General features: G+C 64.4%; 14 protein-coding genes and 1 riboswitch. Of the genes, 5 read left to right on the top strand and 9 right to left on the bottom strand.

Annotated features, from left to right (window positions below):
- Position 1: 1 nt before the first annotated feature.
- The 7 genes from ACREYQ_RS24650 to ACREYQ_RS24620 are packed head-to-tail and all read right to left on the bottom strand — an operon-like array spanning position 2 to position 10,436.
- The gene (locus tag ACREYQ_RS24650; RefSeq protein WP_432260612.1) at positions 2-1,570 is read right to left on the bottom strand and encodes a precorrin-8X methylmutase; all 1,569 of its coding nucleotides are present in this window, start codon (positions 1,568-1,570) and stop codon (positions 2-4) included.
- Positions 1,567-2,274, bottom strand: coding sequence for a cobalt-precorrin-7 (C(5))-methyltransferase (locus ACREYQ_RS24645; RefSeq protein ID WP_432260611.1), 708 nt, complete (start codon positions 2,272-2,274; stop codon positions 1,567-1,569). The genes ACREYQ_RS24650 and ACREYQ_RS24645 overlap by 4 nt, the downstream gene beginning before the upstream one ends.
- A 9-nt stretch (positions 2,275-2,283) precedes the next feature.
- On the bottom strand, positions 2,284-3,039 hold the full coding sequence (gene cobA / locus ACREYQ_RS24640) for a uroporphyrinogen-III C-methyltransferase (protein ID WP_432260610.1): 756 nt from the start codon (positions 3,037-3,039) through the stop codon (positions 2,284-2,286).
- Positions 3,036-4,964: a putative cobaltochelatase gene (locus tag ACREYQ_RS24635; RefSeq protein WP_432260609.1), complete on the bottom strand. Its 1,929-nt coding sequence runs from the start codon at positions 4,962-4,964 to the stop codon at positions 3,036-3,038. The genes cobA and ACREYQ_RS24635 overlap by 4 nt, the downstream gene beginning before the upstream one ends.
- Positions 4,961-9,055 (bottom strand): cobaltochelatase subunit CobN, encoded by a 4,095-nt coding sequence (locus ACREYQ_RS24630; protein WP_432260608.1) that lies wholly within the window; start codon positions 9,053-9,055, stop codon positions 4,961-4,963. Before ACREYQ_RS24630 ends, ACREYQ_RS24635 begins: the two co-directional genes overlap by 4 nt.
- Positions 9,052-9,381 (bottom strand): (2Fe-2S) ferredoxin domain-containing protein, encoded by a 330-nt coding sequence (locus tag ACREYQ_RS24625; protein WP_432260607.1) that lies wholly within the window; start codon positions 9,379-9,381, stop codon positions 9,052-9,054. Before ACREYQ_RS24625 ends, ACREYQ_RS24630 begins: the two co-directional genes overlap by 4 nt.
- On the bottom strand, positions 9,378-10,436 hold the full coding sequence (locus ACREYQ_RS24620; protein WP_432260606.1) for a HoxN/HupN/NixA family nickel/cobalt transporter: 1,059 nt from the start codon (positions 10,434-10,436) through the stop codon (positions 9,378-9,380). Before ACREYQ_RS24620 ends, ACREYQ_RS24625 begins: the two co-directional genes overlap by 4 nt.
- Before the next feature lie 99 nt (positions 10,437-10,535).
- A riboswitch (cobalamin riboswitch) is annotated at positions 10,536-10,714 on the bottom strand.
- Positions 10,715-11,139: 425 nt separating this feature from the next.
- Here ACREYQ_RS24620 and ACREYQ_RS24615 point away from each other — a divergent pair.
- A complete protein-coding gene (locus ACREYQ_RS24615; RefSeq protein ID WP_432260605.1) occupies positions 11,140-13,212 on the top strand; it encodes a hypothetical protein in 2,073 nt (690 codons plus the stop codon).
- 25 nt (positions 13,213-13,237) lie between these two features.
- Here ACREYQ_RS24615 and ACREYQ_RS24610 read toward each other — a convergent pair whose 3' ends face one another.
- Positions 13,238-13,606 carry a DUF746 domain-containing protein gene (locus ACREYQ_RS24610; protein WP_432260604.1) on the bottom strand — a complete coding sequence of 123 codons (369 nt, stop codon included), beginning with the start codon at positions 13,604-13,606 and terminating at the stop codon, positions 13,238-13,240.
- Between the two features lie 433 nt (positions 13,607-14,039).
- Positions 14,040-15,503 (bottom strand): efflux transporter outer membrane subunit, encoded by a 1,464-nt coding sequence (locus ACREYQ_RS24605; RefSeq protein WP_432260603.1) that lies wholly within the window; start codon positions 15,501-15,503, stop codon positions 14,040-14,042.
- Positions 15,504-15,728: 225 nt separating this feature from the next.
- Between ACREYQ_RS24605 and ACREYQ_RS24600 the strand changes: the two genes are divergently transcribed.
- The 4 genes from ACREYQ_RS24600 (at position 15,729) to ACREYQ_RS24585 (ending at position 23,196) form a co-directional block, all read left to right on the top strand.
- The gene (locus ACREYQ_RS24600; RefSeq protein ID WP_432260602.1) at positions 15,729-16,943 is read left to right on the top strand and encodes an efflux RND transporter periplasmic adaptor subunit; all 1,215 of its coding nucleotides are present in this window, start codon (positions 15,729-15,731) and stop codon (positions 16,941-16,943) included.
- A gap of 52 nt (positions 16,944-16,995) precedes the next feature.
- Positions 16,996-20,166, top strand: coding sequence for an efflux RND transporter permease subunit (locus tag ACREYQ_RS24595; protein ID WP_432260601.1), 3,171 nt, complete (start codon positions 16,996-16,998; stop codon positions 20,164-20,166).
- 236 nt (positions 20,167-20,402) lie between these two features.
- Positions 20,403-21,953 carry an ATP-binding protein gene (locus ACREYQ_RS24590; RefSeq protein ID WP_432262648.1) on the top strand — a complete coding sequence of 517 codons (1,551 nt, stop codon included), beginning with the start codon at positions 20,403-20,405 and terminating at the stop codon, positions 21,951-21,953.
- 10 nt (positions 21,954-21,963) lie between these two features.
- A complete protein-coding gene (locus tag ACREYQ_RS24585; RefSeq protein WP_432260600.1) occupies positions 21,964-23,196 on the top strand; it encodes an MFS transporter in 1,233 nt (410 codons plus the stop codon).
- Positions 23,197-23,209: the final 13 nt, after the last annotated feature.

Here is a 23,209-nt window from a genome sequence, read left to right as displayed (position 1 = left end):
GTCACTGCATCTGGTTCTGGCGGTAAACCTGCTCGATGGCCGCGATCATCAGCGCATTGATCGCCGATGCCGCCCATGGCGAGCCGCCGCGCGTGCCGCGGTTGGTGATGCGCGGCACTTGCAGCAGCCGGCGCAATTCGTCCTTGCATTCGCGAGTGCCGACGAAGCCGACCGGCAGTCCCACTACCAACTGCGGGCGCCAGCCGTGTTCGCGCACCAGCCGGACCAGTTCCATGATCGCGGTCGGCGCATCGCCGATCGCCACGACCACGTCATTGCCGAATTTCTGCCAGGCGCGGCGAATCCCGGCGGCGGAACGGGTGATTCCATGCGCCTCCGCCAGCAAGCGGGTCTCCTCGTCATGCACGCCACACCATGTCTGCACACCCAGCTGGTCGAGCACTGCGCGTTTGAGTCCCGTCTGGACCATGGTGACGTCGGCGACCACGCGGCGGCAACGCAACAGCGCGCGAATGCCGGTCGCCACGGCGCCAGGCGAGAAATACAGGTCATCGACGATATCGAAGTCGCCGCTGGTATGGACCAGGCGCTTGAGCACGATCTGGTGATCGTCCGGCACGCCGGACCAGTCGCGCCCCTCGTCGATGATACGCATGCTCTCGGCTTCGATCGGGTGCGGCACATAGGGCGGCCATTCGGCAACCGGCGGCGGGGCAGCGTCGTCGCGGCCCAGGAGGCCGCGCACAAGGCCGTGGTGCGCCTGCTGCGGCGTGCCGACCTGCTCCTCGAAGCCGACAATCTGTACCCGGTACTTGCACAGCGCGCAATTCATCGTGGCGCGGCCTTCGACGCCTTCGGCGGCGCGCTCCAGGAACACATCGGCCACGTGCGGGTGCGCGCCGAGATAGCCCGCCTTGAGCACCTCGATGCCGGGGTTGCGTGCCGCCAGGTCGTCCACCGCGGCGTAGATGCGCTTGACCAGCACGCCGTCGAACAGAAAGTACGGCAGTACCACGATGCGTTTGTGGTCAAGCAGCGCTGCTGCCTTCAGGCCGTCGGCCACAAGCGGCCTAGCGGTGCCGGAATAGCAGACGAAGGAGGTGCCGAACCCCAGGCCTTCTTCCAGCATGCGCGTCAGCTTCGAAATTTCGGAATTGGCATCGGGATCCGAGGTGCCGCGCCCGACAACGACCAGGCATGTGTCGGCGCGCGCCACGGTCTTGCCGGAACGCGCCTCCGCTTCGATGATGCGCTCGCGGCACAGTTGCAGCAGCCTGGGGTGCAGATCCATCGCCGCGCCAAAATGGAAGTCGATGCCGGGATGGGCCTGCCTGAGTGCCAGCAGCTCGCTTGGCATGTCGTTCTTGGCGTGCGTGGCGGCGAGCAGCACTCCGGGCACCATCACCACCCGTCGCGCACCATTGGCAATGACTGCGTTGACCGCCTGGTCGAGGGTGGGCGTGGCGAACTCGAGGAAGCCATGCGCGACGGTGCGGCCGTTGGCGCGCTCACGCAGCAGCTCGACCAGCGCCGTGAACTCGTTGACGCCGTCCGGGTCGCGGCTGCCATGTCCGGCCAGGACGATGGCGTAATCGGTCACCGCGGTCATTGCGCCTCCGGCGGCGGTTCGATCTGACTCGGGATGGGGCTCAGGGAGCGAATCAGCATGATGCTCATGTCGGAAAATCGCTGATTCGCACACTCGGCCAGGGTTCCGCACCATTGCGCGTCGCCTCGTGTGAGATGTTCCCACACTTCCACCGGCTGCCCGGCCGGGATGCCGTTCTCCAGCAGGTAGGCGGCGATATGCCACGGCATGAAAGAGCGTGCCTCGTCCCACGGACAGGGGATCACGATGGCATTGCGCTGATCCTCGAGCACATGCACGAGGTGGCGCTTGAACGGGGTCAGGTCGCCGCGGCGGTGAAAGGTGATGAAGGTGGTTTCGTCAAAGCACACTTTAGCGCGCGAAGCCAGGATTTGCGCCGAGGAAATGCCGGGGATGGTGTCGACCGGGTGCCCGCAGGCCCGTTCGACCCGCTCCAGGTACTGGAAACCGCTGAAGTGGATGTCGCCCATGAACACGACCACGCATTTCTTGCCGGCGTGGTGCAGCTTCGCCACCCTGTCGAGCTGGGCGACCTGGTCGCGGTAGCCCATCCGCACGACTTCCGCGGCTTCGGGGATCAGAGTCTGCACGACTTCGACCACGGCGTTGAATCCGGCGACGACGTCGGCATGGCGGATCAGCTCCGCCGAGCGTTGCGGCAGGTAGCCGATGTCGCCGGGGCCGGCACCGATGCAAATGATCATGGCGTTTCCTTATGTTTGGGTGCTGGCGCGCGAACGGCCCGGCAAGTGCCTGGCCAGGCCGACGGTCGGGCCGATCACCAGGAGTGCCGGGCTGCCGAGCCCGGCCGCCGCCACGTCGTCGGCGATGCGCGCCAGCGTAGTCACGACCTGGCGCTGTTCAGGCCGGGTGCCATCCTGGATCGCGGCTGCCGGGGTGTCGGGTGGCATGGCCCGTTGCAATTGCGCGCTGATGTGTGAGAGGTTGGTCATGCCCATGTAGATCACCAGCGTCATGCCGCTGCGGGCAAGCAAGTGCCAGTCCGGCCCGTCGCCCTTGTGGGTGTGGCCGGAGACAAACATCGCCCCATGGACATGATCACGGTGGGTAAGGGGGATGCCCAGGGTTGCCGGCACCGCGAGGCCGGCAGTGATGCCGTTGACCACTTCAACCTCGATGCCGGCGGCGAGCAGGGCCTGCATCTCCTCGCCACCGCGGCCGAAGACGAAGGGGTCGCCGCCCTTGACGCGGGCCACGCAGCGTCCTGCCAGGGCTTCGTCCAGCATGCGGCGCTCGATGTCGGCCTGCGCGGTCGAGGCACCACCGCCGCGCTTGCCGACCGGGATGACCTCGGCATCAGGCGGCACGAACTGCAGCACCTCCGGGTTGGCCAGATCGTCGATCAGTACCACATCGGCGTGCCGGAGGCAGCGCACGGCCTTCAGCGTCAACAGCTCAACGTCGCCGGGACCCGCGCCGATCAGGTATGCCTTGCCCCGGCGGCTCATTGCGGCAGCCTTTCCCGGATGGTCAATCGCAGGTGCTCGCCGCTCAACTGGTCCAGCGGCAGGTAATCGGCACGCAGCGCCTGAGCGAGCTCCCGGGCGCGGCCAAGCCGCACGAAATCCTGTTCCGTGTCGAGGACCAGTGCCGGCGTGCCGCGGGCGGCCAGGCCTGCGGCGGCTGCCAGCGATTCCTGCCATGGATCGGCGCCTTCGTTCAGTGCGATATTGGCTCGTCCGTCACTGAGCACCACCAGGAGCGGTGTGGGCCCGTCCTGGTGCGCCAGCGTGGACGCCGCCAGATGCAGCGCATGCGCGAGAGGCGTGCGGCCCCCGGTCGGCAGCTCGCGCAGTGCCAGTTCGGCCTGCTCGACCTGGCGGGTCGGCGGCAGCACCAGCTCGGCATGCTCGCCACGAAAACAAATGACCGCGACCTCGTCCCGGCGCCGGTAGGCGTCCTGCAACAGGCCAAGCACGCAAGACTTCACCGCCTCCATGCGGCGGCGTGCCGCCATCGAGCCGGAGGCGTCCACCAGCAGCAGGATCAGGCTCGCCTGATGGCCAACACGCACCTTCTCATGCAAATCGGCACGGGTGACGCTGAAACCGGTCGGGTTGCGCAGCAGCGCGTGACGCAGCGTTGCGTCCACCGCTAGCTGGCGGGGTGCCTCGCTCGGCACGGCGTTGACGTAATGGCCGCGCGGTGCTCCGGCTACACGGCTGCGCCTGCCGCTGGCGCCATGCGCTTGCAATGCGGTCACGTCGATTCGACCCATCTCGCCGGCTGCAGCGCCAGCGAACAACTGCTCGGATGCGCCGCCCGACGGCATCGTATCGTCAGCTTCATTCTCATCGGCGCCGCCGTCGGCGGGCGCGGATTCCGCCGTCCCGCTGTCTCGCCCGGCGCCGGGGTGGGGCGGCCTGGCAACCCGCTGCATCAATTCATCCAGACGCTCGCGGTCGAGGCCGCTCGGCTCGAACGGCTTGCGCCGGCGGCGGTGCGGCAGCACCAGTTGGGCCGCGTCGCCCACGTCCTCGGCGCTGACGACGGTCCGGCCGCCGAGCGCGGCAAGCGCACGCGCCGCCTTGTGCATCACGATGTCCGCGCGCAGGCTGGCTACCTCGAACTCGCAACAGAGCTGGCTGATGAAGGTGAGCAGCGAGTCGGGAAGCACGACGCTGGCAACCTGCTGCTGCGCGGCGCGAATCGTCGCGCGCAAGGCATCGGTCTCTGGCCGCCAGGCGGCGGTGAAGCCGGCAGGGTCGGCCTCGAAGGCGAGGCGGCGCCGCACCACCTCGGCGCGGACGGTCGGATCGCGCGGTGCGGTCACCTCGACCATCATGCCGAAGCGGTCCAGCAGTTGCGGGCGCAGCTCGCCTTCCTCCAGGTTCATGGTGCCGAGCAGGGTGATGCGCGCAGGGTGGCTGATCGCGAGGCCCTCGCGTTCCACCGTGTTGCGGCCCATCGCCGACACGTCGAGCAGCATGTCGACCAGGTGGTCGGCAAGGAGGTTGACTTCGTCGACGTACAGCAGGCCGCGGTGCGCGGCAGCCAGCAAGCCCGGCTGAAAGGCCTTCCTGCCATCCTTCAGGGCGCGTTCGAAATCAAGGCTGCCAAGCACACGGTCCTCTGTCGCACCGAGCGGCAGGTTCACGAATGGCACCGGTGCGCTGGCGGCGTGGCGCGCCTCGCCCTGGCAGGCGTCGCATTCGGCCAGCGGCGCATCCGGTTCGCAATTGAACGCGCAGCCGGCCACGCGGGTGATCGGCGGCAGCACATCGGCGAGGCTGCGCGCGGCGGTGCTCTTGGCGGTGCCCTTGTCGCCCCGGATGAGAGCGCCGCCGAGGGTTGGGTCGATCGCGCACAGCAAAAGCGCGCGCTTGAGCGGTTCCTGGCCGACGATGGCGGCGAACGGGTAGTGGTATCTCATCGTTTCTGCATCTCCCCGCGCGCTTCCAGCATCGCTTCGCTGCTGAGATGCAACGCCTGCAGCGCGGCCAGGGTTTCCGGCCTGGGCTCGGCCCACAGCTGGCGCTGCGCTGCTTCCAGCAGCCGTTCGGTGATGGCATTCAATGCCCACGGATTGCTTTCGGCAAAGAATTGCTGCATCGCCGGTGCCAAGGCGTAGGTTTCAGCCAGTTGTTCGTACACCCAGTCGTCCACCGCATGAGCCGTGGCATCGTAGCCGAACAGGTAGTCCACCGTGGCAGTCAGCTCCAGCCCGCCCTTGTAGCCGTGTTTCTGGATGCCGGAAATCCATTTTGGATTGGCAACCCGCGAGCGGAAGACGCGCAGTACCTCTTCCTTGAGTCCACGTACCGCCGGGTTGTCCGGGTTATGGGTGTCGCCGAAGTAGTGGCGCGGCTGGCGGCCGGTCAGACTGCGGATGGTGGCGATCATGCCGCCGTGGTACTGCAGATAGTCGTCGCTGTCGAAGATATCGTGCTCGCGGTTGTCCTGATTGTGCAGGGCCACCTCGACGCCCGACAGCCGGTGCCGGAAATCCGCGCGCGCATCTGTGCCATTGTCGCTGCGGCCATAGGCGTAGCCGCCCCAATTGATGTAGGCAGTGGCAAAGTCGGCGTCCTCCTGCCAGTTCTGCTCATTGATCAACGGCAGAATGCCAGCGCCATAGGTGCCTGGCTTGGAGCCGAACACCCGGTACAGCGCACGCTGGTCGGCAGTTTCGCTCGGCAACTGACTGAACAACTGGTCCTTGAGGTCTGCCAGGTAGTGTTTGCGCAGGAAATTCTGGTCCGGCGATTCGTCCAGCCTGGCGACCGTGTGCACCGCTTCGTCCACCAGGTAAATCAGATGCGGGAAGGCATCGCGGAAAAATCCGCTGATGCGCACCGTCACGTCGATGCGCGGCCGGCCAAGCTCGGCGAGCGGGATTACCTCGACACCGTTGACGCGCCGGCTTTCGGCCTGCCAGCGCGGCCGCACACCCAGCAGCGCGAGGATCTGCGCAATGTCATCGCCGTGGGTGCGCATGGCGCTGGTGCCCCACACGCTGATGCTGACCGACTCGGGCAACTGACCGGTCTCCTTGCGATGGCGGGCCAGCACCTCATTGGCCAGTTCGGTGCCGATCCGCCAGGCTGCCTGCGAGGGCAGGCTGCGCGGGTCGACCGAATAGAAATTGCGCCCGGTCGGCAGTACGTGCGCCATGCCGCGGGTTGGCGCGCCGCTCGGTCCGGCCGGCACATAGCCACCTGCCAGACCCTTGAGAAGGTTGTCGATCTCTTCCGAGGTGCGCGCGAGGTTGGGCACCAGTTCGCCGCAGACGTAGGCGAGGGTATCGCGGACGGCATCGAGGCCGGCCACGCCAGGCAGCACATGGGCCAGCGCCGCGTCGACCGAGGCCACGTCGAAGCTGCATTCGGCCAGTCTGGCTACCAGTTGCCGGCCGATGGCGGCGATGGCATCAAGCGCATCGGAGCGGGTGACAAGGGGGCGATCGGCGATACGCTGAAGCGCCGCCGGCACCGCGTCCAGCCGGCGGCCCTTGTCATCCTGCAGTGCGGCCCAGTCGGCGCCGAGCGCGGCGGCCACGCCGGCCGGCAGGCCGGGAATTGCCAGGTTGGGCAGGCGCACCAGCGCGCATACCATGTCGACCAGTGCGGCGTCTGCCGGTACCTTGCCGAGAATATGCAGGCCGTCACGTATCTGTGCCGCGCCCAGTTCGCACAGGTAACCGTCGATGTCCTCGATCAGGTGGGCAACGTCAACGCCCTCCATCCTGGCCAGCGATCGCGGCACGCCGTCTTCGTTCAGCGTGGCGTCCCACTCGTGGCTGTGATCTTCATGACCATGACCCTGGTCGTGGTCGTGGTCGTGGTGACCGGCGCCATGGTGGTGGTGATCATGGCTGCCGTGATGGTGGCCTTTCTTCCCAGGCGGCATCGGCCGGTAGGTCGAAGCGCCTGCCGCCTTGCCGGCGGGCAGCGGCCGGTACCTGGCGGCAGTGGCCTCTGGCTCATGGGCTGGCACGTGCCGGTGCTCGGGACCGTGGGCGTGATCATCCTTGCCGTGATGGTCGTGATCATGACCGAGCATCGCGGCCAGATCGGTATCGAGCCGGGCCTCCTTGATCAGGTCCCAGATTTGCTGCTGCAACAGCGGCAGTTTTGCCGGGTCCAGCATCTCGACCTGGTAGTACTCGTCGACCAGTTGTGTCAGCTGCGCCAGCGGCCCATAGGTGTCGGCGCTGGTCATCGGCGGGGTGAGGTGGTCGACGATCACCGAGTGGGCCCGGCGCTTGGCCTGCGAACCTTCGCCCGGATCGTTCAGGATGAACGGGTAGAACATCGGCAGGTCGCCCAGCAGCGCATCCGGAAAACAGTGTTCCGAGACGCCGACGCCCTTGCCTGGCAGCCACTCCAGCGTGCCATGCTTGCCGACGTGGACGATGGCGTCGGCCTGCCAGTCGTCGCGCAGCCAGCGATACAAGGCGTAATAGTGATGCGTGGGCGGCAGGTCGGGGGTGTGGTAGATCGCGTCGGGATCCAGGCCGTAGCCGCGCGGCGGCTGCAGCGCGACAAAGGCGTTGCCGTACCCGAGCCCGGCAAACACCAGTTTGCCCTCATGCACGTAGGCGCTCCCGGGGGGCTCGCCCCAGCGCTCCCGCATCTTCTGCTGCAGCACGGCTGGCAGTTGGCCAAACCACGCTGCATATTGCTCTGCCGGAACGGTGGCGATGGCGTGCCGAAGCTGGTCCGCGCTAAGGTAGTCCTCGTCGTAGGCACCACGATCGATGAGATCATGGATCAGCGCATCGCTCGATTCCGGCAGGCCTTCGATGTGGTACCCCTGTGCCCGCATGACATGCAGCAGGGCAAACAGGGAAGCCGGCGCATCGAGTCCGACCGCATTGCCAATCTGCGATGCCTTGCTGTTGGAGTTGGTGAAGATGAAAGCGACGCGCTTGCGCGCCGGCGGCGTGCGGCGCAGTGCCACCTGACGCGCGGCAATGCCGGCCACGCGCCGCACCCGGTCGGCCAATGGCTCGTAGTGGGTCTCGCCCTGTTCGTGCTTGAACGACATCGGCACGCTGACGATGCGTCCGTCGAACTCCGGCAGCGCCACGTTCATCGCAGTGTCGAGCGGATTGAGGCCCCGCTCGGACGCCTGCCATTGCGCCTGCGTCATGCTGCTGGTGATGGCCTGGACTACCGGGATACCGAAATGCCCGAGCGCCGCCACGGACCAGCCGGGCAGGGTGGGGCCATCCGTGCTCACGTCGCCCATGGCAAACGAGGTGGTGTTGATCAGCACGTCGATGGCGCACGCGGTGTCGACAACAAACAGTCCCAGTGCGGCTGGCAGGCCGGATCCGTCCAGCGTGCGAAGGGATGCGGTATAGACCGGCAGCGCATTGAGGCACCGTTCTGCCAGCATGTCGACCAGCACATCGATGAAGCGGGTGTTCCCGCTGAGCCAGTGCGCCCGGTAAAAGGTGATGCCGACGGTTGGCCACTCCGGGTTGCGGATCGATTCCCAATCTTCCAGCGTGGCCTGCACCGACAGCGCGGGATGGTAGATGCCGTGTTCGGGCAGCGCGGCCGGTGGCTGGTAGCCGAAGCCGGTCATCAACAGGCGGTCGGACAGGCAGCGCAACAGCTGGGCCATATTGCCGACGCCACCGGCCTGGAGGTAGGCGGTGACCTCATGCTGCAGGGCCGGAGGCACGTTGCAGAGCGCAGCCAGCTCAGGGTCCGGTTCTCCGGTGCCGCTGACGACGATCAGGGCCTGGTTGTGCATCCGCGCGGCCTTGCGCAACGCGTCAAAGCCCGGCACGTCGTGTGCGCGGCCGAGCAACCGTACCAGCACTACGCGCGCTTCGGGCAAGGTGGTCGCGAGCAGCGCGTCCATGCTTTCGGCGCTGGCGACGGTCTGCAGGTTCACCGCGTCAAGCGCGACGAAATCACCGGGAAGGGCGGCACGGGCGCGAGCAAGCGCGGTCAGGTCGGTGCCGGCATGACTGAGCAACACGATGCGGGGAGCGGCGGCACTCGTCATGACGCAGCCTCCGGTTCGACATCACCGACACCAAGGCGATGGAAGATCAACGGCTCGACCGGACAGCCACCCGCCAGGTGTTCGCTGACGATGCGGCGGACGGCGGCGGCATCCACACTGCGATACCAGATGCCGTCCGGATACACAGCCATGATCGGGCCGTGTTTGCAGACCGCAAAGCAGTGGCTGCGGGTTCGCTTGACGTGCAACCCGTCGCACGCGTCGATCGCCTGGCCAAGCACCTTGAACATTTCCTCGGCCGTGGCACCGTTCTCGGTGCAGCGCGGACCGGTACACATCAGCACATGTCTGTCGTGGCGTCTCATTGCTGGTTGCCCGTGAGTGCAGTCGGCACGCTGTCGTAGCCCTTCCAGCGGTAGATGCCGGCCGAGACGGCCCAGCTCAGGATGAACACACCGATTGCCAGATAACCGAATTCCGCCAGTCTTCCGTTGAGCAGGGAAACCCAGGCCCAAGGCCCTTCGCTGAGATTCAGGCGGCTGGCCAGCAGGCCAAGCGCCTCGATGGTGCCGATCACAAATGCCATCAGCGCCGATGTCAGCGTGATCGTGAAGTTGTACCAGATCTTGCGCATCGGATTAACGAAGGCCCAGCCGTAGGCGCCGACCATCAATATGCTGTCGAGCGTGTCGACCAGGGCCATGCCCGCTGTGAACAGCGCCGGAAACACCATCACAGACAAGAACGGAACGCCCTTGGGGGCCTGGGCGGCCGAGACGGAAAACAGGCCGATTTCCGTTGCGGTATCGAATCCGAGGCCGAACAGAAAACCAAGCGGGAACATGTGCCAGCTTCTGGTCACCAGCCGGAACATCGGGCGAAACAGTCGTGCCAGCAGGCCATTGCCGGACGTCAGCACATCCATTTCCTCGGCACTGATCGGTTCGCCATTCCTGACGCGGATGAATTGTTTCCACACGCCGCCGAGGATGAGGAGGTTGGTAAGGGCAATGACGAGCAGGAAGAGGGCTGAGACAGCCGTAGAGATTCCGCCACCAGTCTCTTTGAAGGCACCGAGGCGGGATTCCAGTGCGGAGCTGGCGGTAACCAGGATGAACACGGCCAGCACGATCAGCGTGGAATGGCCCGTCGAGAAGAAAAAACCAACTGAGAACGGTCGCTGGCCCTGCTGCACCAGCTTGCGCACCACGTTATCGATGGCGGCGATGTGGTCAGCGTCGACAGCGTGGCGCAAGCCGAACAGGTAGGCAAGCAGGGCCGTGCCGAGCAGGGCCGGTTGTCCCGCAAACGCGACCATTGCCCAAGCCCAGACGAGTAGATTGATTGCGATCAGCGCCAGGAGCAGGCTGACCGGCGCATGGCGCTGTGAGGCGAAACGGCGCGAAAGCGGCGATGCCATAGAGGGGCCCCTTTGCAAGGTGCATCGCCGCAGGCCAGGACAAAACGGCCGGGCCGTTCTTTTTGTATCCCCCAGTACACCCCGCCCGGTTTCAACCCACGTCGACAAGAGATGATGGCCGGTCTCCTGGCTCGTGCGTCATCGCCTTGCATCGCCTTCCCGGGGTCATCCGGTGGCATTTTGATGCGGGCTCGTCACTTACAGTTGCGGGGGCAGCCACGGCGTCACACCGTGTTCCCGTTTCACCCTTGAAGGGCACCATCATTCGTTGGGCGGGATCATACGCGATGAAGTCCGGCATGTGAACATGGAGGATTAACCGGGCGAGAATGGCTCCAGCGCTGCCGTGCCGTTCGGAGTCATTCCCGCCGCTCTCGCTGAATGCCTGCTGCCGTGTGAATGGGTCTTGGTATGACTACCAGAATGCAGGGTTGAGCGGCGTCGCGGCGGTTGCGAGGGCGGTGTTGCGAGCCGCCACGATAGGCTTAATTTGACATAATACTTATTATGCGATCTGTTGGTGTTAGGCCCAAATAGTAATGTCGCATTTGAGCCAAATAGAAATGTCGTACCCCCTTGCCAGGGCTGGCATGCTGGCGGCTTTCCGTCTGTCCCAGACACACATTGTCAGGATTAGGTGACATGGCTATATGCGCTGCCGAACTGAACCTCCTCAGAATAGCTGCCAAGGTGGAACTGGCGGATGCTTGCGCAATTGCCGACCTTTCCACCAGCTACCTACAGACTGATGCCAGGGAAATCCTTGCCAGCGCGCCATACCTCCAGCCTCCGGGGCCTGCCCCTGATGGTCGCCGCCTGCGCCGCCGTCGCGCTGTCGGGCTGCGATCGTGACGGAGATCGGAGCGCAGGCGTACCAGCGACGCCCGGCAACTCATCCGTGCCTGCCGTTCCCATGCCCAGCGCTGTGGCCGCACCAGCGCCGCCCGCCCCGCGCCCCCGGTTCGATGACATCCTGGACGCCTCCGGCAAACTGGTGCCTGAAGCCTATGTGGCAATTGCTTCAGACTACAGCAGCGAAGAAGCTATCGCCTATCGTTATGGCCCGCCAAGCACGAAACCGGTGGCGGCGGCGCCCACTTACTGGCAACCCAAGGACAAGATCTTCTATCCCCATGCGAATGTTTGCTACCAAAAGGAGTTTCCCAAGGACGCGCCGGATACCGGACCCAGGATCACTTACCAGCTAGGCGCTCTGGATTGCTCCAGGAACGATTACGGCAGCAATACGGGGGACGTCATATACCGGGCCGATGCGCCGACCGATCCCGGCGTCACATCCCTGCTGACTTTGGATTTGAGCGCCGGGACGATTGCCGAGAAACCACAGTTGCCCTGGGTCTACGGCCATGCTTCGAGCAATCCCCATTTGAAGAATCATATCGCTGCCAATGGCGGTGTATTGCCCAGGCGCCCGATCGCCATGGGCCGGTGCAGTGAGCACGATTGCGCCCAGGCGCTGATCGCCTTTCAGAATGGCCTGATTGCGAACGTCGGCAGCAATACCGCCTCGCATTCCGCCTCAGTGAAGCTGCCTGCGGGCAAGGTGCCCACGGCAATTGCTATCACGACGAATTCCGAGTTCGCCCTGGTCACCATTTGGGACACGGTGAACCTCAAGGGGCAGGTAGCAGTCATCGCACTGGGCAGCATTTCAGACGGCAGCAAGGTAGGCGGTCCGTACGATACCGACCCGGCGGCCAACTCGCTGTCGTGGCCGGGCCTCTACCCGGGCCTGCGAAACGTTTCCGATTTCGTGTTCATGAAGCTCCTCGGCTTTGTCGACCTGCCTGGCATGGTGGCGCCGACGGCTATTTCCGCGGTCACTGATTTTGGTGTCATGCAAGACGACATTGCCCAGGGTTGGCTATTTGGCCCGACCGGTAGCGGTGGTCCCCGCAAGACCATGACGGAACTGAATCCGGCCACGAGCCAAGCCAATCAGAAGAGTTTTGCAAAGGGTGGCACGAACGCTAAACTGATTTCGCGTTCCGGCGTTGCCGCGGTGATTTCCAAGTCCGAAAAGAAGGTGATGTTCCTCAACCTGAAGCCGCTGTTTGCCAAGGTCAACAACGCCTATTTTGATGGCAGCCATGCTTCGTTGCGAGCGACCCTCGCGAACACTGGCCTGGGCGATGCCCAGTGGCCTCCGGTCTTTGCCGTCGACAACTATGCGCCGACCGTTATCAAGTCGATGAAGCTGCCGGAAAAGCCGACAGCAGTAAAGGTCTCGATCCTGCCGAATCCCGGCCGCGCATGGGTCGCAACCGAAGACGGGAAGATTCGTGCATTCTTCGTCGCCGGCGTGCAATCCGGGCGCAACCTGGACCCCAGGCTGATCGAGGAAATGAAGAGTCTCCAGGTGGGAAAAAATCCCACCAGCATGGCCCACCACGTGAACGTGGGACTTGGCAACTCGAATACCAAGATGTGGGTGGTGTCACGCGGCACGCAGAAGATCCAGCTGGTGGATCTGGTCGGCCTGACCATTGAGAAAACGCTTCAGGACTCCCGCATCGTTGATCCCATCACCGTGGACGAGACTCAGCAGAGTCCTCTGCTGACCAGCGTGATTACCATTACGGACTACACCGGGAAGCAGGTGATGAACTACCGTTATGCGCCGATTGCCTTGCAAGGCGGAAATAAGCCGCTGCATATCGGCATCGGTGCGTCGGGGAGTGAACTGTTTGAGTTTGGCGGTGCCTATGCGGTGCCAGGCAAGCCTTTTGACTTTACGCAGAGCAATGTGCCGTGAACGGCGGTGCCCGCTGGCGGAGCAACTACCCCTTTGCAAGGCTGCGCGCCCGCTCACATAGCGGGCAAACGCGCATCAACAATGGTGCATTGTCAGCGACGTGTTCAGACGCGCCCTCGCCTTTCACCAGCACGCACCTGCAGCCCTGCGTCGGGACGATTGGCCGCTCCAGCGCGCTGCCCGGCGCCACCGCATAGCGGACGCCAAGCCGCACGCGGCGCTCCCAACTGCCTGTGGGGTCCAGCATGAGCAACCACAAGCGCGTCTGTAACGACCAGGTCAAGACCGTTTCGTGCCGGATGTCGAGTTGCCTTGCACATTCGGCAACTGAAATGGGCTGCGATATGAGATGGAAGTACGCCAGCATCTTGTCTGGCGACTTCAGCCTGGCCATCGGGGTATCGGTCACCCGATTGAATCGGCGTTGACAGTGGACGCAGAAGAACTGTGGGAGCCCGCTGCCATCCACGCCGTCATAGCGAGTTCCACCGGCATGGCAGCGAGGACAGCGCACTGGGCGACGACTGCGCGTATGCAGCCTGCGCCAGGCTGATTGCAGGAATGCCGCCAAATCGTGGTTGCTCCCGTCAGGATGATGGGATGGCCGAACGCGCAGCAGCGCTGTGGCTTGTCGGGGATCGCTCGGGTAGGGCAGGTCCGTCGCGCTCGTCAGAATGGCGGCGTGAGAGATGCCGGATCCCGAATGGACCCGCGATTGTCGTTGAGGCCGACTCATTAGACGATCAAGGTTAGGAGTACGAGGCGCGGGGCGAGTGATTGCGAAGGGCTGGATTTGCGACACGGTAGCGAGATCGCCGTCGCGCTCACTATTGGGCGGCTGGCTGCGCACCCTGCTCGGCTACCGCGACGTCGGCGGCCCGGTTCCACCATCCGCCGCCCAGCGCCTGGAACAGCGCGGCCGTGTCGGCGTAACGGTTGGCGCGCGCCTGAATGGTGGCTTGCGCGGCGGTCTGGTAGGCCTGCTCAGCGTTCAGTACTGCCAGGACATTGACGTGGCCAATCGCCAACTGCTTGTCCGTGATATCGAGCGTGGTGCGTGCAGCCTGCTCTGATTTCAATGCTGCTTTCAGGACTGCTGCGTCGGCGTCCAGGGCATGCAGGGTGTCCGCGACGTTCTGGAAGGCGGTAATTACGGTGCCCCGGTATTGCGCCTCGGCTTGCTCGACGGCCGCATCTGCCGCCCGCTTGCGGGCGAGCAGCGTGCCACCGGCGAAGAAGGTTTGCGCCACATTGCCAGCCAGGCTCCAGAAGACATTGCCGGCACTGAACATTTCGCTGAACACGGTCGCCGTGCCGCCCTTGGCCCCGGTGATCGTCAGTTGCGGCAACATGTTGCCAATGGCCACGCCGACCAGCGCGGTCGCAGAGTGCAACTGCTCCTCGGCGGCGCGTACGTCGGGTCGCTGTCGCACCAGCTCGGACGGCAGCGACACTGGCAGTTCCTGCGGCAGCGTGAAATCGTCGAACGTAAAGGTCTCCCCGATTCCCTGGCTGGGCAGCTTTCCGGACAACGCCGCAAGCAGGTCACGCTGCAGTGCCAGTTGCTTCTGCAGAGCCGGCAACGCCTGTTCTGCCTGCGCCAGCTGCGTCTGCGCAGCGGCCACGTCAAGGCCGCTCACGAAGCCCAGCGCGAACTGCTTGTGCAGAATGTCAAGCAGGCGTGTGTTGATCGCCACGATGCGTTGCTGTGCATCGATCTGCGCGCGCAGCGAGGCTTCCTGCACGGCGGCCACCGCGATGCTCGAGGCGAGCGTCAGGTAGGTCGCCTCGACCTGGAATCGCTGCGCGTCTTCGAGTGCCCGCAGCGATTCCACCTGCCGCCGATTGAGGCCGAATACGTCGGGCGCATACGAGATGGTGAGCTGGGCCGTGTGGAGATTGAAGATTGCGTCGCCCGATGTCAGCGTGGGTGAGATAGTGCCGATCGGATTGCGCTGGCGGCTCGGCGAATAGGATCCCTGGATGGTCGGGAAGAAGAAGCCTTGCTGAGCACGTACTTGCTCGTGCGCCTGCTTCAATGCAGCCTGTGCCGCCGCCACGGTCGGGCTGGCCTTCAGGGCGTCGTCGATGACCTTGTCCAGCTTGGCCGACTGGAACACCTGCCACCACTGCTCCGGAATCCGCATACCCGCGACAAAGCGCTGTGCCTCGCCGTCCTGGGTGGGTGCGGAAGCGGTCTGGGCCGGCAGCGGCTGTGGCGAATAGCCGTCGGCCGCGGGCGCGGCCGGCGTCCTGAAATTGGGTCCGACCGCGCAGGCCGTCACCAGCATGCCGGCCGCCACCGCCGCGGCGACGGCGCGGGAGGGGACTGCGTTCAGGACTGCGTTCAGCTTGTGGCCGGAAGTCGGCATGGCGCGCCCATACTCTGTCAGCGATGGAATTGCGGCGATTCTATGCACGAACGGCTTGGCCGCGTACTGTGAAAGATCACAGTAGACCTGGCCCGCGGGGCGCGCGCATCATGCGTCCAAAATTCCGTAACTGGGGGTCCTGCCGTGCGTATCGATGCAAAATCCGCCGCCATCGGGGGCTGCGCAGCCACTATTGTCGTAGCGGGCCTGATGTTCGCACTCGCGGGCCGGACTCAGCCGAGTGCCTTGTACGGTCCGCAGCCGGAGCCCGGCCGCGGGGGGGCCTCGGCCGTTACGGTAGCTCCGCGAGGCGAGACGGTCACGCTGACCGCCACCCAGATGAAGCACGTCCAGGTGGCGCCCGTAGAGGAGCACGAGTTTGCCAACCAGCGCGAGGCGATCGGCAACATCGACTTCAACCAGGACCGCTCGGTCCAGGTGTTTACCTCCTACCAGGGCAAGATCCGCAATGTGTTCGCCAAGATCGGCGACGATGTGGCAAAGGGCAAGCCCTTGTTTGATATCGACAGCCCCGATTACGTGCAGGCCCAGTCCACGCTTATTTCCGCGGCGGGCACGCGCAAGTTGACCACGCAGGTGCTAGAGCGCGCGCGGCAATTGTTCGAGATCCAGGGCCTTGCCCACAAGGACCTGGACCAGGCCATCTCCGATCAGCAGGCTGCCGAAGCGACCTACAAGGCTGCACGCGATGCGATGGCGATTTTTGGCACGAGCCCCGCCGAGATGGACCGGATCGTCGAACAACGCAAAATCAATTCGATCCTGACCGTGACCAGCCCGATTGCCGGACGGATTACCGCCCGCAATGCGCAACCCGGACTGCTGGTCCAGCCCGGCAGCGGTACTGCGCCGTTTACCGTGTCGGACATCTCCACTATGTGGATGCAGGCGTTCGTGCCCGAAGTCGACACCCCGTTGTTGCACGTGGGCCAGTCAGTCCAGGTCAAGGCCATGGCATACCCGGGCCGCGTGTTCGCGGCTACCGTTACCACCATCGGCGCCACCATCGATCCCGGCACGCACCGCATGCTGGTGCGCTCGGAGGTCAAGGACCCCAAGCATGAGTTGCGCCCAGGCATGTTCACGTCGTTCCAGATTCGTACCGGCGATGCGAGCCGCTCGCCCGCGATTGCAGCCGACGGCATCGTCCGTGAAGGCGACGGGACCATGACGGCCTGGGTCACCACGGACCGCCAGCACTTCGTGCGCCGCGTGGTCAAGCTCGGTCAGTCGCAGGATGGTCTGATCGAGATCGTGGATGGACTTAAGCCTGGCGAACTGGCTGCTAATGAAGGTGCCCTCTTCCTGAGCAACGCCGCCGCGCTTGCCAGCCGATAACGCGGCCTGTCCAGTATTGCCGATCCATCGAAGATTCCCAAAGAGGTAGACCGTGCTGAGGGCCATTCTCCGGTTGTCGCTGACGCGGCGACCGCTCATTCTGCTGTTCCTGCTGGTATTCATCGGCGCGGGCCTGTTCGCCTATTCCAGGCTCAATATCGAGGCCTACCCCAATCCGGCTCCGGTGATCCTGGAGATCACGGCCCAGGCCCCCGGGCTGTCCGCCGAGGAGATGGAGCGTTACTACACGGTGCCGATGGAGGTGGGACTTGCCGCCACGCCGGGGGTGGAGAGCATCCGCTCGACCTCCTTCTATGGGCTGTCGTTTGTGCGTGTGACCTTCCGGTACGACATTCCATATTACTTCGCCTACACGCAGGCCGCACTCAGCCTGCAGCAGAACGTCAGTCTGCCCAATAACGTGCAACCTCAGATCCAGGCATCCAGCCTGGTGGGCGAAATCTATCGCTACCAGTTGAGGGGGCCTGAGCACTTCGGTCTGACCAACCTGCGCACCATTCAGGACTGGGTGCTGCAGCGTCGCCTGAAAACCGTGCCCGGTGTGCTGCAGGTGGTGAGTTGGGGCGGTACCACCAAAGAGTACGACGTCGAGGCCGACCTGCACAAGCTCGACACGTACAACATCACGCTGCCGCAGATGATCACCGCCCTTGGCAACGCCAACATCAATGTGGGCGGGCGCACCATCAATCTCGGCCAGCAGTCGGTCAATATCCGTGGCGTTGGCCTGATCGAGAACCTCAAGGACATCGAGAAGGTGGTTCTCACACAGAGCAACGGCGTACCGGTACAGGTCAAGGACGTGGCCAAGGTGAAGGTCGGCTTCACGCCCCGGCTGGGCAAGTCCGGGCGGGACAATGAGGACGACGTCGTCACCGCAATCGTGGTGATGAACCGGACCCTGCAGACCAATGACGTGGTCGCCCGCGTCAAGGCCGAAATTGAGAAGATCAACAGCGACGGCACCCTGCCGGCCGGCGTCAAGATTGCGCCGTACTACGACCGCGCGTCACTGGTCTCGGTTACCACCCATACTGTGCTCCACAGCCTGATCTTTGGCTGCCTGCTGGTGTTCTTCATCCAGTGGGTCTTCCTGGGTGACCTGCGCAGCGCGATTATCGTCAGCGTCAACATACCATTTGCCCTCTTCTTCAGTATCATCATCCTGGTGCTGCTAGGGGAATCGGCCAATCTGCTGTCGGTCGGTGCGGTGGACTTTGGCATCATCGTGGATTCCTCGGTGATCCTGGTGGAGAACGTGTTCCGAAACTTGCAGATGCCCCTTGCGGAGCAGCAGCGCCTGCTGGTCAGTCGCGACGCGAAAATACTCGGACTCCGCGTGCCTGAGCGCCTGCGCATGATCTTTGTCAGCGCGCTGCAGGTGGACAGAGCCGTCTTCTTCTCGGCCCTGATCACGGTGGCTGCGTTCGTGCCTCTGTTCACCATGCAAGGCGTGGAGGGGCAGATCTTCGGTCCGATGGCGCGCACGTATGGCTATGCCCTGCTCGGTGCCCTGATCGCGACGTTTACCATCACCCCGGTGCTTTGCACGTACCTGCTGCCCAAACATATCGAGGAAAAGGAAACGTGGCTGGTGCGTGCCCTGCATCACATCTACGCGCCGGCGTTGAAGTGGTCGCTTTCCAACAAGAAGGCTGCGGTTACCGTCGGCGTCCTGGCACTGGTGGTGACCGGACTGCTGATACCCCGCCTGGGGACCGAGTTCCTGCCCGCGCTCGAGGAGGGCAATCTGTGGATTCGCGCCACCATGCCGCAGACCGCCTCGCTCGAAGCCGGTATCCCACCGGTGGCAAGGATGCGGCAGATCCTGCTCAAGCATCCCGAGGTGCAGACGGTGGTGTCGCAACATGGCCGGCCCGACGATGGCAGTGACGCAGCAGGCTTCTACAACGCTGAATTCTTCGTGCCGCTCAAGCCTTTCGATCAGTGGCCTGCGGGCGTGACCAAGGAAAAGCTGGTTGCAGACGTGCAGAAAGAGTTTGCCGACGAGTTCACCGGCGTTTCAATGAATTTCTCGCAGTACATCCAGGACAATGTCCAGGAGGGATTGTCAGGGGTCAAGGGCGCGAACTCGGTCAAGATTGTTGGCCGCGACCTTGCCGTACTGGAGAAGCTGGCCGATCAGGTCGTGCACGAGATGGGGCAGGTCAAGGGTGTAACAGACCTTGGCGTGTTCCGTGTGCTGGGGCAGCCCAACCTGAACATCAAGGTCAACCGGGAGGCGGCGGCGCGTTACGGGCTGAACACTGGTGACGTCAATACCGTGGTGCAGGCCGCGCTCGGCGGCACCCAGGCTACCACGGTGCTCGAAGGCGATCGCCAGTTCGCGCTGACGGTAAGGATGGCGCCGGAGTATCGCGGCAGCATTGACGCCGTTCGCAGTATCAAGGTCGCCTACCAGACGCCGGGCGGGAGCAACGCCTACATTCCCCTTAGCGCGCTGGCCGACATTACGCTCGACACCGGGGCCTCATACATCTACCACGAGCGCAACCAGCGCTACATCCCGGTCAAGTTCAGTGTGCGGGGGCGCGACCTAGGTGGCACGGTGACTGAAGCGCAGGAGCGCATTGCGAAGGCAATCAAATTGCCGGAGGGCTATCACATCGAATGGGCGGGCGAGTTCGAAGAGCTGGAGCTGGCCAAGAAGCGCCTGGAGCTGATCGTGCCGGTCAGCATCCTGCTGATCCTGGTGCTGCTTTATGGGCTGTTCAACTCGCTGCGCGACAGCCTGCTGGCGCTGGCAGGTATTCCATTCGCCATTGCCGGCGGTGTGGCGGCGCTGTTTCTCACCGGCCTCGACTTCAGCATCTCGGCAGCGATTGGCTTCGTTTCGCTGTTCGGCGTCTCGGTGATGGACGGGATCCTGATGATCACGTACTACAACGATCTGCGGCAGCAAGGCTTCCGCTCAACCGAGGCGATGTTCCAGGCCGCCCAGCACCGTATGCGCCCGATGTTGATGACGGGGCTGTCAGCCTGCATCGGTCTGTTCCCCGCGGCGATTTCCACTGGTATCGGCAGCCAGGTGCAACGCCCGCTGGCCACCGTGGTGGTAGGTGGCATGCTGGTGGGACCGCTGATGCTGCTGGTGATCGTGCCTGCGCTGCGGATGGTATTCCTGGGCAAGGACAAGGGGCCGGACGGCGGCGCCGCCATCGAGGCCGGCACCCAGCCATGACACTTTCCAGGTGCGGGGCGAGCCCAAGACTAGCCCCGGCGGCTACGCGAATCCGTCCAAGGTGACAAATCATGCCGGCACATGGTCCGTCCACTTGCCGCCGCGGCGAAAGCGGTGGCGCGCTGGCAGAGCCCGAAGCGGGTCGAACGATGAATGGCTCGATGCGAGCGACGCCCCGCAGGCCAATCAGGCGCGCAGCGCTGTGGCGGCTTGCCCGCCTGCCTGGTGCCGTGCCGATGCTGCGGCCGATTCGCGTCCGGCTTTCGCTGGTGCTCGTGCTGTTCCTGATGCTGGTTATCGGGGTGGGAGCCTTCGGGATCGATCGGCTCGCCAGTTTCCATAACGTATCCGCCCAGATCAGCGGCCGCTGGCTGCAGAGCAACCGTATCCTGGGCGAGCTCAACAACAACATCTCCGATTTCCGCGGCAGCGAGGGCGATCTGCTGATCGCCGTCTCTCGCGCCGATCTGCACTCGGCGGCACAGCAGCTGGTCATACTGGGCGACGTCATCGCGGAGGGGGGAATCCGCTACACGAAATTCGAGCACGTTCCGAGCGAGCTTGCGCTCTTTGAGCAATTCAGCACCCAGTGGGAGGCATACCGGCGGCTGGCCACCCGGGTCATGACGTTGGCGAAGGCGCACGAGACAGCCGCGGCGATCTCGCTGTACCAGGGCGAATCACGGCGCGCCTTCGACATAGCCAACCGCACGCTTGACACCCTGACGGCACGCAATATCGCCGGGGCTACCGAGGCAACCGAACGCGAAGCGCAAGCCTATCAGGAAGCCCTCGGCCTGATCGCCGCAGCGATCCTGATATCGACCCTCCTTGTGATCGTAGCGGTAGCCTACGTTGTCAAATCGATCTCGAACCCGATCGCAGACCTGGTCAAACGCATGCACCGCATCACGGATAACGAGCTGAGCATCGAGATTCCTGGTGCCGCAAGGCAGGACGAGATCGGAGATATTGCGCGCGCGGTGGTGCGCTTTCGCGATAACACCGTCGAGCTCAAGCGCAACAAGGCAGCGCTTGCCGCCCAGGCGGCGGTGCTGCAGGAGACACTCGCGAATGAACGCCGCATGGCGGAAATGCAGGGTAATTTCGTCACGATGGCTTCACACGAGTTCCGCACACCGCTGAATGTGATCGACGGCCATGCCCAGCGGCTGACCCGGATGAAGGAGCCACCTTCCGCCGGGCTCATCAGTGAGCGTTGTGGCAAGATCCGGGCTGCCGTGCTGCGCATGACCAACCTGATCGACCACTTGCTTGATTCCTCGCAACTGCTGAAGAACGCCACGCTCAGCACGCTTCAACGGACAGAGTTCTCCTTGACGCAACTTCTGGACGACGTCTGCGAGATGCACCGGGACAGTACGCCGACGGCTGTGATCGAGACAATCGTCGACACACAGGTGGCCACAGCCTTTCGCGGCGACGCCGAGTTGCTGTTCCAGGCCTTCAGCAACCTGCTCGGGAACGCCATCAAGTATTCTCCAGAGGGTTCGCCAATCACGGTGCGCGTATCCGGCGAGGCGGATGCTATCCACGTCGCGGTGACCGATCGCGGTATCGGCATCCCCAAGAAGGATGTCGAGAATCTGTTCGAGCGCTACGTCCGCGGCGGTAACGTGACGGGCACGGCGGGCGCGGGGGTGGGACTGTATCTAGTCAAGCTGGCGGTTGAACTGCATCAGGGGCAGATTTCCGTCGCCAGTACAGAAGGGCAAGGCTCATGTTTCACGGTTCGGCTGAATCGATCATCCGCCTGTTCATCCTGACGGTGCCGCTATGACCAGTGGCGGGGGCTGGCTTGCGCGCATGGCACTGCCTGACGGCGTCCACCCCAGTGCCGTGCCGCTGCTCGTTGGCCGCGCGCTCCGCGGCTTCTGTGACGGGTTCATCGCCGTTCTGTTGCCGGCGTACCTGCTGGCTCTCGGCTTCGCGCAACTGGCAGTGGGACTGATCAGCAGTGCCACCCTGATCGGCTCAGCACTTGCGACCATTCTGGTGGGTGTCGTCGGGCACCGCTATCCGCAGCGCCGCCTGCTGGTGGCGGCGGCGGCTCTGATGGCCGCGACCGGGATTGGTTTCGCCGGGCTGTCTTCCCTTTGGCCGCTGCTGCTCGTCGCATTCATTGGCACGCTCAATCCCAGCTCCGGCGACGTCAGCGTCTTCCTGCCCCTGGAGCACGCGGGCCTTGCCGATGCGGCTGCCGCCGATGCCCGCACGGCGCTGTTTGCCCGCTACAGCCTGACCGGAGGCCTCTGCGCCGCCATTGGCGCGCTGGCGGCGGCGCTGCCGGACTGGCTCGCGGCACGATTCGGGATCCCTGTCCTGGGCGCCCTGCGAGCCATGTTCATGGTCTATGCCCTGACCGGTGCCGCGCTCTGGTTCCTCTATGCCCGCATGCCGGACCCGCTGCCGCACCTGGCTTCGGCAAGAGTCCCGCTGGGTCCGTCCCGCCGGATCGTGACCCGCCTTGCCCTGCTCTTCAGCGTCGACGCGTTTGCCGGCGGCCTGGTGGTGAACTCCCTGCTGGCGCTCTGGTTGATGCAGCGCTTCGGTCTTTCCGCTGGTGCCGCTGGCCAGTTCTTCTTCTGTGCAGGGTTGCTCAGCGCAGGCTCCCAACTGGTTGCCGCGCCGCTGGCTCGCAAGTTCGGGTTGCTGAATACGATGGTGTTCACCCATATTCCATCCAGCGTCTGCCTGATCGCGGCCGCGCTCTCCCCTTCCCTGGCAGCGACGCTGGCGCTGTTGCTGGCACGCAGCGCCCTGTCGCAGATGGATGTGCCGACCCGGACCGCCTATGTCATGGCCGTGGTGACGCCGCCGGAACGGCCGGCGGCTGCAAGCCTGACCGCCGTGCCCAGAAGCCTGGCTGCCGCAATCAGTCCGACGCTTGCCGGCGCGCTGCTGGCCGTCGGCTGGGTCGGAACGCCGCTGGTTGCGTGCGGCGTGCTCAAGATTGCCTATGACCTGGCGCTCCTCCGCGCATTCCGGCGCGTCAAGCCGCTCGACTGACCTGGCTGAACGG

This window comes from Cupriavidus sp. TMH.W2, assembly GCF_050847365.1.
In the GTDB taxonomy this organism is placed as follows: domain Bacteria; phylum Pseudomonadota; class Gammaproteobacteria; order Burkholderiales; family Burkholderiaceae; genus Cupriavidus.
Note: the sequence above shows the minus strand (reverse complement) of the source record. Positions and strands in the feature narration are given on the sequence as shown.

What these genes read in the sequence shown, in the direction of transcription:
- cobA (WP_432260610.1), bottom strand. Translation starts at nt 3,039, where the DNA reads ATGAGCCGCCGGGGCAAGGCATACCTGATCGGCGCGGGTCCCGGCGAC.
- ACREYQ_RS24620 (WP_432260606.1), bottom strand. Translation starts at nt 10,436, where the DNA reads ATGGCATCGCCGCTTTCGCGCCGTTTCGCCTCACAGCGCCATGCGCCG.
- ACREYQ_RS24585 (WP_432260600.1), top strand. Translation starts at nt 21,964, where the DNA reads ATGACCAGTGGCGGGGGCTGGCTTGCGCGCATGGCACTGCCTGACGGC.
- ACREYQ_RS24610 (WP_432260604.1), bottom strand. Translation starts at nt 13,606, where the DNA reads ATGGCCAGGCTGAAGTCGCCAGACAAGATGCTGGCGTACTTCCATCTC.
- ACREYQ_RS24590 (WP_432262648.1), top strand. Translation starts at nt 20,403, where the DNA reads ATGCTGCGGCCGATTCGCGTCCGGCTTTCGCTGGTGCTCGTGCTGTTC.
- ACREYQ_RS24615 (WP_432260605.1), top strand. Translation starts at nt 11,140, where the DNA reads ATGCTTGCGCAATTGCCGACCTTTCCACCAGCTACCTACAGACTGATG.
- ACREYQ_RS24630 (WP_432260608.1), bottom strand. Translation starts at nt 9,055, where the DNA reads ATGACGAGTGCCGCCGCTCCCCGCATCGTGTTGCTCAGTCATGCCGGC.
- ACREYQ_RS24635 (WP_432260609.1), bottom strand. Translation starts at nt 4,964, where the DNA reads ATGAGATACCACTACCCGTTCGCCGCCATCGTCGGCCAGGAACCGCTC.
- ACREYQ_RS24605 (WP_432260603.1), bottom strand. Translation starts at nt 15,503, where the DNA reads ATGCTGGTGACGGCCTGCGCGGTCGGACCCAATTTCAGGACGCCGGCC.
- ACREYQ_RS24625 (WP_432260607.1), bottom strand. Translation starts at nt 9,381, where the DNA reads ATGAGACGCCACGACAGACATGTGCTGATGTGTACCGGTCCGCGCTGC.
- ACREYQ_RS24650 (WP_432260612.1), bottom strand. Translation starts at nt 1,570, where the DNA reads ATGACCGCGGTGACCGATTACGCCATCGTCCTGGCCGGACATGGCAGC.
- ACREYQ_RS24645 (WP_432260611.1), bottom strand. Translation starts at nt 2,274, where the DNA reads ATGATCATTTGCATCGGTGCCGGCCCCGGCGACATCGGCTACCTGCCG.